The sequence below is a fragment of the Acetobacter fallax genome (assembly GCF_011516735.1).
Taxonomy (GTDB): domain Bacteria; phylum Pseudomonadota; class Alphaproteobacteria; order Acetobacterales; family Acetobacteraceae; genus Acetobacter; species Acetobacter fallax.
Genome location: NZ_WOSX01000039.1, coordinates 18,807 through 32,477 on the forward strand (window position 1 = coordinate 18,807; position 13,671 = coordinate 32,477).

General features: G+C 59.6%; 9 protein-coding genes. 5 read left to right on the plus strand and 4 right to left on the minus strand.

What is annotated here, in order from left to right:
- Positions 1-83: 83 nt before the first annotated feature.
- Complete coding sequence (locus GOB85_RS15030; RefSeq protein ID WP_173578293.1) at positions 84-1,940, minus strand: hypothetical protein; 1,857 nt, start codon at positions 1,938-1,940, stop codon at positions 84-86.
- Positions 1,941-2,116: 176 nt separating this feature from the next.
- On the opposite strand from GOB85_RS15030, the gene dapF reads away from it, so the two are divergent.
- From dapF to GOB85_RS15050, 4 genes are all read left to right on the plus strand, one after another.
- Positions 2,117-2,944, plus strand: coding sequence for a diaminopimelate epimerase (gene dapF / locus GOB85_RS15035; RefSeq protein WP_173578292.1), 828 nt, complete (start codon positions 2,117-2,119; stop codon positions 2,942-2,944).
- Positions 2,941-4,221: a tRNA (N(6)-L-threonylcarbamoyladenosine(37)-C(2))-methylthiotransferase MtaB gene (gene mtaB, locus GOB85_RS15040; RefSeq protein WP_173578291.1), complete on the plus strand. Its 1,281-nt coding sequence runs from the start codon at positions 2,941-2,943 to the stop codon at positions 4,219-4,221. The genes dapF and mtaB overlap by 4 nt, the downstream gene beginning before the upstream one ends.
- Position 4,222: 1 nt before the next feature.
- Positions 4,223-5,182 carry a signal recognition particle-docking protein FtsY gene (gene ftsY / locus GOB85_RS15045; RefSeq protein WP_173578290.1) on the plus strand — a complete coding sequence of 320 codons (960 nt, stop codon included), beginning with the start codon at positions 4,223-4,225 and terminating at the stop codon, positions 5,180-5,182.
- A 646-nt stretch (positions 5,183-5,828) separates the two neighbouring features.
- The gene (locus GOB85_RS15050; RefSeq protein WP_173578289.1) at positions 5,829-7,094 is read left to right on the plus strand and encodes an outer membrane beta-barrel protein; all 1,266 of its coding nucleotides are present in this window, start codon (positions 5,829-5,831) and stop codon (positions 7,092-7,094) included.
- Between the two features lie 63 nt (positions 7,095-7,157).
- On the opposite strand, the gene GOB85_RS15055 is transcribed toward GOB85_RS15050, so the two are convergent.
- Complete coding sequence (locus GOB85_RS15055; protein WP_173578288.1) at positions 7,158-8,513, minus strand: ABC1 kinase family protein; 1,356 nt, start codon at positions 8,511-8,513, stop codon at positions 7,158-7,160.
- A gap of 3 nt (positions 8,514-8,516) precedes the next feature.
- On the minus strand, positions 8,517-10,379 hold the full coding sequence (locus tag GOB85_RS15060) for a M3 family oligoendopeptidase (protein WP_173578309.1): 1,863 nt from the start codon (positions 10,377-10,379) through the stop codon (positions 8,517-8,519).
- A 115-nt stretch (positions 10,380-10,494) separates the two neighbouring features.
- Here GOB85_RS15060 and lepA point away from each other — a divergent pair, with 115 nt between their 5' ends.
- Positions 10,495-12,300: a translation elongation factor 4 gene (gene lepA, locus GOB85_RS15065; protein WP_173578287.1), complete on the plus strand. Its 1,806-nt coding sequence runs from the start codon at positions 10,495-10,497 to the stop codon at positions 12,298-12,300.
- Between the two features lie 285 nt (positions 12,301-12,585).
- Here the strand turns inward: lepA and GOB85_RS15070 are convergent.
- On the minus strand, positions 12,586-13,671 hold a 1,086-nt coding region (locus tag GOB85_RS15070), incomplete at its 5' end, for a GGDEF domain-containing protein (RefSeq protein WP_173578286.1).

Consider the following 13,671-nt stretch of genomic DNA (forward strand, 5'->3'; position numbering starts at 1 on the left):
GCCAGCACTGAACCGGAAACGGAAAAAGAGAACCCGCAATGATCCGGGCTCTTCTTCCTCTGAACCGATAATCCGGCGTCAGATTACTGGAACGGCAGATACCGGAAATCGAAGAAAATCTGGCTCATCGACGTCGATGGCGCACCACCCACACCCTCCCAGACCTGTCTTCGCGAATAGGCCAGCTGAGTCCCGGCTTCCACCGTGCCGAAATTACCTTTGAAGAACCGCCACCATGCACCGATCGTCACTTCGGTCACACCCTTGGTATTGGCCGTGCAGGGCAGGGAAGACAGCTCAATGTCACAGCCCGCATTCGAATAATTCGGATTGCCGTAGCCATAGTTTGCGCCATCAACCGAAAAGGATCGGCGCCCCTCACGCTGCGTGCCGAAATACCCATAGACATCAAGAGCGGAAGATGGATGCGCGATGATCCCGGCAGTTGCCTGGATCGACGGTAAAGGAACCGGCTTCCCCTGAGCATTCAGCGTGGCATCCGGTAAAAGAGCCGAGCCATATCGTCCGATACCGACACCAGCCAGACCGGCCAGCCTGACTTCCAGCTTATGCGGAATGATAGGAACAACCATCGACCCGCCGCCGCCGCCCGCAATCACCGTATTGTTGTGCCCGTAACCAACACCGGACACACGGTCATGCGGAAAATGCATGATGCCCTCGACTTCGTAATGACCCCAGGACGGATCATAGGCGAGTTTGGCAATCACATCCGGGGCGATCTCGTTCGAGAACGGAGCCGGATTGGTCAGCCCGGTGCCGTCCGATGTAACCGTCGCTACCTGGCCGTTTGGCAGCGAAACCGTGCCGTCATTATTCGTGAAGCCGGTCGTATCGTAGAGTGTCTGCGGGTTTTCGATCGAAAGCCCCAGCCACAGCCTGTGATGCATCATGTCTTTCACGAAACGCGCCTGCCATTGCCTCGTCCATGTCTGACCAGCAAGCATCGACGACTCAATCGTTTCAGGCAGACTCTCCTGACGCGGAATAATACCGACACGATCCGGAGTCAGCATACTCCAGGCCTGCCCAGCCAGAAAATGAAAATTCGCCTCACTGTTGTCGTAAGCAAGGTAAGCCTGACGAAGCCGGAACGCGTAGCTGTTGCTCTCATAAGCATCCGTCGTTGCCGCGCCCGCGCCGAAATCCATCTCAAAGAAGCCGGAAATGGTTTCAGTCTTACTGACATTGCCCCGCGCCATCAGCGAAATACGGCTGTAGCGGGCACTGCCTTCAAAATTGTTGGTGTGATAGCGCGGATCATTCGCGAACGGCATGGCCTGCCAGTAATTGAATGTCCCACTGGCAATGTGCCGGTTCTCAAGTACGGAAGACGTATCAATAAAGCCACCCAGCGCCAGCATGATCGGTCCCATATGGAACACACCACGGTCGCCCACCGCACCCGCCGCCTGTGCGCCAACCGTCTCTCGGGGATGCGGCCCGACATTGTTTTCCGCCATGTGCGAAATGACATCTTCGGCCCGACGCGCAACTACCGATTCGACAGTCGGACGATCAGTGCCAAAGAATGCCGGCGTCACTTCCGGCCCGTCCACATGCCGCGTGGTAACACGGTTGCCCTCAGACTCTTCTACAGGCGTTTCTTCAGGACGCTCCACACTGGAGCCATTGGCGGCAACAATGTGCTGGCGTGTCGTTTTGCTCAGAGCCGCGTGGCTGGACGTGGAATGCTGAAGCGTTGATTTGCGTGCAATAAGCTGCTTCTGGAGCCCGACCAGAGCATGCGTCAGCTGAGCCTGCTGCTCCTGAATCCGCGCAATCTGCTTCTCCATCAGTTCGAGAGATTCGCTCTGATCGTCAGCGCGGGCAGAAAGCGGAATCAGAGCAGATCCCGCGAGAAGCGCGAGTACATAAGAGCACCTGGTCCGGCGGAGAATCGTCGGGCATTGCGGCATTGGCGGAAAACGTCCATTTTTCAGAGAGTTCAATTGCGACAAAACATTGCTGCCTCAACGTAGTAAATAATAATTATACAAATTACAGATATTCGAAAAGCGCATATCAGACGCCCGGACAGGGCGAAATCCTGGTTTCCCTCGCCTGTAAACAGTGTCTGGCCTATACTCCTCCGATGCCGACACATTTTCGCAAGATGCATGGATTGGGTAACGATTTCGTTGTCATTGACGAACGGGAATACCCCCTGAACCTCACGCCGACGCGCATCGCCGCACTCGCCGACCGCAGGCGCGGCATCGGCTGCGACCAGTTCGTCACGCTGAGCCCCGCAACGATCACGGAGGCTCTCGCATTCGTCCGCTTTTTCAACCCGGACGGCAGCGAGGCCGGCGCCTGCGGCAACGCGTCCCGCTGTGTCGCCAGCCTGCTCGCCGCCGAAACCGGCAACACCGAACTCACCATCCAGACACGCGGCGGCCTGCTGAAAGCCCATGTGCGACCCGCAGATGAGGAGGGCAGGGCGACCGTCACCGTGGATATGGGCCGCCCCCGCACAGACTGGCAGGACATCCCTCTTGCACAGGAGACAGACACGCTCCGTCTGCCCCTGGAAGGCGAACCCGCGGCGTTGTCCATGGGCAATCCCCACGCCACGTTCTTCGTCGAGGATCTCGCGGAAGCTGAACGCGGCCCCGCGCTCGAAATGGACCCTCTCTTCCCCGATCGCGCCAATATCGGTTTCGCCCGGATCGACGCTCCCGACCGCATGCGCCTGCGCGTCTGGGAACGCGGCGCGGGCTTCACCCTGGCCTGCGGATCAGGCGCCTGCGCCGCCGCCGTCAACGCCGCCCGGCGTGGTCTGGCAGGCCGCCGGATGACGGTTGAGGTTGACGGCGGGGAGATGCTTATCGCATGGGAGGCCAACGACCATGTTCTGATGACCGGCCCGGCGCAGCTCGCGTTTGAAGGTGCCGTCGATCTCAAGGCCTACCCTGAATGACCAGCCCAGATCCCACGCCGTCAGCAGAAGACAGCGGCGGCGTGGATATCCTCACCTTCGGCTGCCGCCTCAACACGTATGAGAGCGAAGTCATGCGCGGCCATGCCGCCATGCTGGATGACGTCATCATCGTCAACACCTGCGCCGTCACCGGAGAAGCCGAACGTCAGGCCCGACAGGCCATTCGCCGCGCCCATCGCGAACGCCCGGGCGCCCGCATCGTCGTCACCGGCTGCGCCGCCCAGATCGACCCGGACCGCTGGGCCGCCATCCCCGGCGTCTCCCGCGTCCTCGGCAACGAAGACAAACTGAAGCCCGAAAGCTGGTCGGCAAAAGCGCTCACCGAAGGCCACGCCGTTTCAGACATCATGGCGGCAAAAGAAACCGCCGCCCACCTCGTCACCGATTTCGCCGGCCGCACCCGCGCCTTCGTCCAGGTCCAGCAGGGCTGCGACCACCGCTGCACCTTCTGCATCATCCCCTTCGGTCGCGGTCCCTCCCGCTCCGTCCCCGTCGGCGCCGTCGTCGATCAGGTCCGCGCCCTCGTCACTGCCGGATACCGCGAAGTCGTCCTCACCGGCGTCGACATCACCTCCTGGGGCGGCGATCTCCCCGGTACTCCCCGCCTCGGACAGCTCTGCCGACGCCTCCTCGCCCTGGTCCCGGAACTCGAGCGCCTGCGTCTCTCTTCCGTCGATCCCGTCGAGATCGACGAAGACATCTGGCGTCTGCTCGAAAATGAAGAGCGCTTCATGCCCTACCTGCACCTGTCATTGCAGGCCGGCTCGGACATGATCCTCAAGCGCATGAAGCGCCGCCACCTCGTCGCGGACGCCGCCGCCGTCATCGACCGCGCCCGCGCAATCCGTCCGGAAATCGGCATCGGAGCCGACCTGATCGCCGGCTTCCCCACCGAAGACGAAGCCCTGTTTGAAGAAACCCTGTCTTTCCTCGAACAGGCCGCGCTCCCATACCTGCACGTCTTCCCCTACAGCGCGCGTCCGGACACCCCCGCCGCGCGGATGCCCGCGATCCCGGTCGTCGAACGTAAAGCCCGCGCCGCGCGCATCCGCGCCATCGGCGCGACAACCGCCAGCGCCTATTACCGGAGCCTTCTCGGTCGCGACCTGAAGGTCCTGATGGAAACACCGGAAAGCGGTCACAGCGCTGAATTCGCCCCCGTCCGCCTCGCGACCGACCGGTCCGAGGCCGGACGTATCGAGATTCTGCGCGCGACCGCAGTTGACGAAGGCGGCCTCGTGGCCGAGATCGTGTAATATGGCACTCGGATTTTTCTCCCGTCTCAAGCAGGGGCTGTCACGCTCCACCCAGAAACTCAGCGCGGTCTTCACCAAACGAAAGCTCGACGAAGCCGCGCTCGAAGAACTGGAAGACCAGCTCATCGCCGCCGATCTCGGCCCCGCCGTGGCCGAGCGCGTTATCGAATCTTTTCGGGTCAACCGCTTCGGCACCGAAGTCACCGATGAGGAAATCCGCACCGCGCTCTCCGATGAAATCGCGCGCGTGCTCGAACCCGTGGCCATCCCCTTCGAACCTGATCCCGAACATAAACCGCATGTCGTGCTGATGGTCGGTGTGAACGGCACCGGGAAAACCACCACGATCGGCAAGATGGCTCGCTATTTCGGCGAGCAGGGCAAAAAAGTCATCATGGTCGCGGGCGATACCTTCCGCGCCGCCGCCGTCGAGCAGCTCCAGGTCTGGGGCGAACGCACCGATACTCCCGTCATCGCCGGAAAACCTGGCGCCGACGCTGCCGGCCTCGCTTTCGAGGCCCTCAAACGTGGAAAAGCCGAAGGCGCGGACCTCCTGCTCATCGACACGGCCGGACGCCTCCATAATAAAGGCGCGCTGATGGAGGAACTCGCGAAAATCATCCGCGTCATGAAAAAGTTCGACGAGACCGCGCCCCATTCCGTCATTCTGGTCCTGGATGCAACGACCGGTCAGAATGCGGTCGAACAGGTTCGCGTCTTCCGTGAACTGGTCAACGTCACCGGCCTGATCGTCACCAAACTCGATGGCTCAGCCCGTGGCGGCATCGTCGTCGCCCTCGCCGATGCCTTCAAACTTCCCGTGCATGCCGTCGGCGTCGGTGAAAAGGCTGAGGATCTGCGGCCATTTTCCGCCCAGGAATTCGCCCGTGGCCTTGTCGGTAAAACTGATATTTCCACCGCTCCCGCAGACGGCGAAGAGACGTCCGCTCCGGAAGCCTGACGCCTTTGCCTCCCTTCGGTGAAGCAGGTCTGGCTGCGCCGTAACAGCCACCGCGCAGATAGACCTGAAACGCCGTCCGTAAGGCTGCCCACGCCTGAACCGGATATCACCGCTTTCCCTGCGGAGCGTCGCTAACTATTTTGCGGCCGCCAGATTGATTCATCTTCCAAAAATATTTCGCCATACTTATTCCATGGTCCGTGATCATTCATACCAACTGCCATAAAGATACCTGGACCCGGCAGGAACCGCAGGCCGCCGCTGTCCGGACTGCTCTTATCCGCAGGTCAATCTTCACGGCCTCTGGTATGATCTGGTGCATTCATTTTTATGTGTAATAATATGAAATGCCGATCCATCAGGTATTGTAATAAATGAAAGAAATATCGATCCGAATGAATCTGTAGCAAAGCAGCCATGCGATCAAAAAAATCAGAAGGTAAACCAGGGTAATCCTCTAAACTATCTTTGCAGGTTTTAACGATATTCGCTATCTGATGCATAACATCCGGCGCAGGACCTGATTATTATTTGTCAGGGCCAATACCGACATGCGCCATGACGTCGCGATGATCACATGCATCCAGCCGGATAATCATTCCAGGCGTCAGAGTCCGAAGCAGGTGACGCACTGGAAGGGAACTCAATGGCGCTGAACAGAAAGAAAGCCGCGTGGCTTCTGCTTCTCTCCATGACGGCACTCTGCCACGCCCCGGCGGCACACGCGGCAGTGTCCCTGTTCGCCCCCGCACCCGGCGCCAGTGGCTTTGAGCAGTGGTGGCGCGGTATCACGTTCGCAGGCCATATCGATGGCGGCATCACCGCCAACCCCGCACGTCCCGCTAATGGCATCAACTTCGGCAATTTCATCGGCGATCACGCCAACCAGGCGCAGCTCAACCAGGTCGATTTCAGCCTTATCCGGCCCCTCGATCCGGATGCCAGAGGATATAGTTTCGGTTTCACGCTCGAAGCGAATTATGGTTCAGATTCCCGTTACTATCACCTTCTGGGAATTTCGGATCGCGCCTTCAATGCCCGCTACCAGATCATCCCGGCCCAGGCCCATGTGGACGCCCACCTGCCCTGGTTCACAAAACTCGGTGTAGAGATGCACGCCGGTATCCTTCAGGCCCCGATGGGCCCCGAAGCCTTCGATCCAGGTGCCAGGCCCTTCTATACCTTCAGCTACACAGGCGAATATTCCGTCCCGTTCGAGCATGTCGGCATGATGGCCACCATCCACATCACCCCGATGATCGACGTCCTCACCGGGATCGACACCGGCAACCAGACCACCTTCGGACGCAGCGATAACAACGCTGAACCCGCAGGCTACGCCGGCATTAACCTCAATAATCTGGCGCACGGCAAACTCACCATCACCGAACTCAGCCGCTTCGGCCCCGAAGATTCACGCTACATCCTCGGTTCACAGCAGGCGAACGGAGCCATGCGTTTCTGGAACGATCTGGTGGCAGCCTGTCACGTCACCGATAAGCTGACCCTCACCGGTGAATTCAACTATCTGCACGACAATGGTCTCCGCGCCGACGCCGAAAGCGTCGTCACCTACCTCTCCTGGAATTTCGCCAGGAACCTGACCTTCAATTATCGCGGCGAAATCTACCGCGATAATACCGGGCAACTGGTCACAAGCTTCCTCAGCGACGAAGCCTATATGCGTGGTGTCGCCGGCACGCCCGCACCAGCCGAAAGCGCCCCGCCAACCACCTATGGCGCCATGACCCTTGGCATCACCTGGAGAAAACCCCTGACGGAAAAAGTCGGTTATTTCGCCATCCGTCCAGAAATCCGCTTCGACCGCTCCCTGAACGGCACAACACCTTTCAACGATGGTCGCAACACTGGCATGTTCACCTTCGGCGGCGATATGATGATAGGCTTCTGAATGAAACCGATCAGAAAAACGTCATGTAATATTTACTGAGTCAGAAACAGAGGCGCGCCCGGCTCACACCGAAACCACAACCCCGGCCTCACGTAACGCCGCCTGCTGCCGCGCCGCCAGCGCCTCCACGCTGAAGTCGGCGATCAGTTCCTGAAACATACGATGCCAGTTCAGCTTCGCACCAAGCCGCATAAACACCGACCCCAGCCCGATCGCGGAACGGTCCACCAGCACGAACTCACGAGGCGGCTTCACTCCGCCCGTCCGCTGCAATCCGGTATGCACCCGCGCCGCGATATCGCGCCCGAAAATCGTCTCCTGATCTTCGTTGATCGTCCGCTCCCGATCCTGCATCAGCGGCTCATAAAGAAAACGCGCCCATTCATTGAGAACCGTCATCGTCTCGCGGGACAGACCCGTAAAACCCCACATCTCATAGGCATGCGCGGCCCGGTCCTCATCACCGACCCGCAGCGCCTCGCACAATTCGATGATCCCGAGCACAAATTGTGGCCGGAATACCCGAATGGCGCCAAAATCAAGCAGATTGAACCCGCCATCCTCCCGCACCGTGAAGTTCCCCATATGCGGGTCGCCATGAATCACGCCATAGCGATACAAAGGCACATACCACGCCTCAAACAGCGCCTTCGCCATCCTGTTGCGTTCTTCCTGCGAGGGATTCGTGTCCAGAACAGCCTGCAATCCCCGACCAGTCACCCAGTCCATCGTCAGCAGCCGCCGCGTCGACAGCGACTCAACCGGCTTCGGAACCGTCACCGAAGAATACCCCTTCAGCATCAGCCCGTAGAGCTTCATGTTGGCCGCTTCCCGACGATAATCCAGCTCCTCGCGCAGCCGCTCCGTCAGTTCCTCAATCACATCGTCCTGACGGATCGCATTGTCCACGCGATGATACAAACCCATCGCCATGCGGAACTGTTTGAGATCAGCCTCAACCGTCGTCGTCATGTCCGGATATTGCAGCTTGCAGGCCACCGTCTCGCCGTTCGGCAAAACCGCCCGGTGAACCTGACCCAGACTCGCCGCTGCCGCCGCTTCCCGCCCGAACTCGCGGAAATGCTTCTGCCAGTCCGGCCCCAGCTCCGCCGCCATGCGCCGCCGCACAAACGACCACCCCATCGGTGGCGCATTGGACTGCAACTGAGCCAGCTCAACAGCATAATCATCCGGCAACGCGCCAGGAATCGTCGCCAGAAGCTGCGCCGCCTTCATCAGCGGCCCCTTCAGCCCGCCCAGCACAGCTTTCAGATCCTCCGCATGCGCCGCGTCATTGCCGCGAAAACCGATTTTGTTCCCGGCAATCCGTGCCGCAATGCCGCCAACCGTCCCGGTCGTGCGAATCATGCGCCCGAATTCGCCAAACAGTCCCGTGCTGTCGAGATCTTTCTCTGCCATGATTCAGTCCACCTCAAGCTGGTCAATCAGCCCGGAAATCACATCCAGCCCCCGACGCCAGAACCCGGGGTCACTCGCATCCAGCCCGAACGGCGCCAGCAGGTCTTTGTGCCGCTTCGTTCCGCCCGCGGAGAGCATCGCCAGATATTTGTCCTGAAATCCTGGCGCTCCTCCCTGATAAACGCCATAAAGCGCATTCACCAGACAGTCGCCGAAAGCATAAGCATACACGTAGAACGGCGAATGGATGAAGTGCGGCACATAACTCCAGAACACATCATATTCAGGCGTGAAATGAAACGCCGGACCAAGACTCTCCGTCTGCACCTGCCGCCAGATTTCCCCGATCCGCCCGGGCAGCAACTCGCCATTCCGCCGTTCGCCATGCACAAGACCTTCAAACCGGTAGAAAGCAATCTGCCGCACCACCGTGTTGAGCATGTCCTCAACCTTAGCCGCCAGCATCAGCCGCTTTTGCTCAGGGTCGGTCTCGCTGTCCAGCAGATGCTGAAACGTCAGCATCTCCCCGAACACACTCGCCGTCTCCGCCAGCGTCAGCGGTGTCGACGACATGAAATATCCCTGTTTCGCCGCCAGAATCTGATGCGCGCCATGTCCGAGCTCATGTGCCAGCGTCATCACGTCCCGCGTGCGTCCCCGATAATTCATCAGAACATACGGATGCACTGAGGGCGCCACCGGATGCGCGAACGCCCCGGAAGACTTGCCCGGAACCGGTGCCGCATCAATCCACGGCCTGTCCAGAAACTCCCCCACCAGACTGCCCAGACGCGGATCAAACCCGTCATAAGACTGCCGGACAATGCTCTTCGCCTGGCTCCAGGGAATATTCTGCTCCCGCATCCCCGGCAACGGCGCATTCCGGTCCCAGTGCTCCAGCTTCTCAAGCCCCAGCCACTTTGCCTTCAGCGCATAATACCGGTGCGACAGCCGTGGATAATCCGCCACCACGGCCGAAACCAGCGCATCCACCACCTCGTCCTCAACCATGTTCGAGAGGTTGCGATAGGACTCAGGGCGCGGATACTGCCGCAACTTGTCGGAAACCGCCTTGTCCTTCGCCAGCGTGTTGGTGATCAGGGAATAAAGCTTCAGATCCTTCTGCAACGCCAGGCCAACTGCACGCCCGGCTTTCTCCCGAACCGCCCGATCCGGGTCCGACATCAGGTTCAGCGCCTCACCCAGAGTCAGCTCTTTCCCATTAAGCGGAACCCGGACTTCACTCATCTGCTCATCAAACAGCCGGCACCACGCCGAAGCGCCCGTAACGGATTTTTCCAGCAAAACCTGCTCAATCTCATCAGCAAGCTGATGCGGCCGGAACATCCGCAGATCACGGAAGAATGGCCGCCAGTGCCCCAGCGCCGGATCAGCGAGCTTCGCCTCCAGATCCCCATCGCTGATTTTGTTCAGTTCCAGCGTGAAAAACAGCAGATCCGTCGAAATATCCGACAGCGTCTCCCGCACCGACTGACTGAACCGCCCGGTCTCTGCACTGGCCATGTCCGCCGAGAACGACAGAGACGCGAACGCCCCGATGCGCCCCATCGCCTCGTCGATCGCCTGATAAGTCCCGATCGCCGCCGCCAGTTCCGCGCCGGACAGCGTCGCTACCCTGTCGCGATACCGACCGGCAAACGCCTTCGCCTCTTCGGCAATCCGCTCACGATCCGCCGCCAGAACAGGCGAATCGGCAGAAGCATAAAGATCGGACAGGTCCCATCGTGGCGGCGTCTCATCCGCTGCAAGCGTGGTGGCCTGACCACCATCAGAGCTCCCAGCCGCCCCGACGGACGGTGCGGAAGCAGGAAAAAACAGGCGAGGGAAGGGCGCTTCGCAAATCATGTCCTGACTGTAGCGCGGCTCCTCACAGGAGGCGAGAGCATGACCCGCCCGCATCTCGTACGACACCGCTTTTTCGATAGCTGACTTTTGCCACTTTATCCATTATGGGACGCGCATGACCGATACGCCCCTCGACCTGATCCGTAACTTCTCGATCATCGCCCATATCGACCATGGCAAGTCCACGCTCGCCGATCGGCTGATCCAGGCGTGCGGCGCCCTGACCGCCCGCGAGATGACCAGCCAGGTCCTCGACAGCATGGATATCGAGCGCGAGCGCGGCATCACCATCAAAGCGCAGACCGTGCGCCTGACCTATCCGGCAAAGGATGGCAAAACCTACATCCTGAACCTGATGGACACTCCGGGCCACGTCGATTTCGCCTACGAAGTCAGCCGCTCGCTCGCCGCCTGCGAAGGCTCGCTCCTCGTCGTCGATGCCTCCCAGGGCGTCGAAGCCCAGACACTGGCCAATGTCTATCAGGCCATCGACGCCAATCACGACATCGTGCCGATCCTCAACAAGATCGATCTGCCCGCCGCCGAGCCCGAGCGCGTCAAGGCCCAGATCGAGGAGGTCATCGGCATCGACGCTGAAGACGCGGTCGAAATCTCGGCTAAGACCGGCATTAACATCGAAGGCGTGCTCGAAGCTATCGTCACCCGCCTGCCACCCCCGACAGGCGACGCCGACAAACCCCTCAAAGCCATGCTGGTCGATAGCTGGTACGACGCCTATCTCGGCGTCATCATCCTCGTCCGCATCAAGGAAGGCCGTCTGAAAAGAGGCGCCCGCATCCGTATGATGTCCACCGGCGCCGTCCACCTCGTCGATCAGGTCGGCGTCTTCTCGCCTCGCATGGTCCCCGTGGACGATCTCGGGCCGGGCGAGATGGGCTACATCAACGCCGCCATCAAAACCGTCGCCGACTGTAACGTCGGTGACACCATCACCGATGACCGCAAGCCCGCCACCGAAGCGCTTCCCGGATTCAAGCCCTCGATCCCCGTCGTCTGGTGCGGCCTCTTCCCCATCAATGCCGACGATTTCGAAAAGCTGCGTGACAGCCTGTCCAAGCTCCGCCTGAACGACGCCTCGTTTCACTATGAGGCCGAAACCTCAGCCGCCCTGGGCTTCGGTTTCCGCTGCGGTTTCCTCGGCCTGCTGCACCTGGAAATCATCCAGGAACGTCTCTCCCGTGAATTCGATCTCGACCTGATCGCAACCGCCCCGTCCGTCGTCTATCACCTTAAAATGAACAACGGCGCGAGCGAAGCCCTCCACAATCCCGCCGACATGCCCGATCCCTCGCTGATCGAGTCTATTGATGAGCCCTGGATCAAGGCCACCATCATGGTCCCCGACGAATATCTCGGCGCTGTCCTCACCCTCTGCACGGACAGGCGCGGTGTCCAGGTCGATCTCACCTATGTCGGTAACCGCGCGATGGCCGTTTACCGCCTGCCGCTCAACGAAGTCGTGTTCGACTTCTACGACCGCCTGAAATCCCTGACCCGCGGCTACGCCAGTTTCGACTACCAGATGGACGGTTACGAAGAGAGCGACCTCGTCCGCATATCCATCCTGGTGAACCAGGAACCCGTCGACGCCCTGTCCTTCATCGCCCACCGCTCAGCCTCCGAAAGCCGCGGTCGGTCGATCTGTGCCCGCCTTAAAGAACTGATCCCCCGCCAGCTCTTTAAAATCGCCATCCAGGCCGCTATTGGTTCCCGCGTCATCGCCCGTGAGACCATCGGCGCCCTCTCAAAAGACGTCACCGCCAAATGCTACGGTGGCGATATTTCCCGTAAGCGCAAACTTCTGGACAAGCAGAAAGAAGGTAAAAAGCGTATGCGGCAGTTCGGGAAAGTCGAAATTCCACAGAGCGCCTTTCTGGCCGCTCTGAAAATGGACGGCTAAGAGCCTGTTTTAAAAGTCCCCGTTAGCGTTCTGTGCGGACACTTTCTCAGGGCTTTGCCCTGGACTTCGCTAAAGGTCGCAGACCTCTGGAAATCGGCTTATTGATCAACAGATCAGGGTGAAAGAGCCCGCGACCCTTTCCGGGCCCAGGCTTCCGCTCATCATATGCAAAGTCCGGATTTCAACATTGAACGACAAAAGAGACTTCTGAAACAGGGCAGGGGAACCCGGAGCGCCACCCCGTAACGTCACGCAAAGGTGGCCCCGTTCCGCCTCTCAACGCGGTCATCCGGAGTGAAAAGCCACGCCTTCCGCATCCGACACAGTATCCCGCCGCCGGTAATGCAGAACACAACGGTTCCGCCCCTGCGCCTTGGCCTGATAAAGCGCCGCATCGGCTTCGTGAACCAGTTCCTCATAGTCAGGATGCCCGGAAAATTCCGAGATACCGATGGAAACAGTCACCGGTCCATTCTGAAGCTCCGGATCTGAAAGCACCGCCTTGCGGATCCGCTCGGCCACCTCGACGCCCTGTTCACCCACAGTCTCCGTCAGCGCGACAAGAAATTCCTCTCCGCCATACCGGAAGACGAAATCACTCGGCCGACACTGAGCGAAGATGATTTCGTAAATGCTCCGCAATACGGAATCACCATGTGTGTGTCCGAACTGATCGTTGATGCGTTTGAAATGGTCGACGTCCAGAAACAAAAGACAGAAAGACACCCCCCGACGGAGAGACAGCGTAATCTCACGGGACAAGATCGTAGGCAGAAAACGCCGGCTCAGCGCGGCCGTAAGCGGATCACGCCCCCCTTCAAGCAACGCGCTCCCGACGAACATATCGTCCATCAGAAAACGGATTTCATCCAGTTGCTCCTGCAAAGCGTGAATCTGCGCCGGAGGCACCGGTGCAACATCCATAAGCGCCGGCAGAAGCTCATCATCAATCCGGCTCACAATCTCGCGCACCGACTGCAGGCCAGGCAAACCTGAGAAAAGAAAAATCGCTTTATGATTGATCCAGAGACCAAAAGAGGACTTCGCAAGAGAAGGAAGAGGCGGAGGCGAGGAGCAGCAGATGGCCAGCAGAACCCTGTGTCCCCAATCCAGCAGGGCCGCGCGCTGCGTTTCCTTTTCGACAGCAATGTCCTGGCCCAGAGTGACAAGACGGCACGCTTCGTCGGATTCGATTTCTTTCTTTAAATCTTTGGAAAATTCCTGGCTCATCACCTCAACGGCAATGTCGGTCATCGTCATGATTGTGTTGAAAAACTCCGTCTTGCGGTAATTGCTTCCTGCTGATTCAGTATCGTCACAGGCTGGAGGGCGATGCGGATGATGGGCGAGCGGATCGGGATGCAGGAGGCG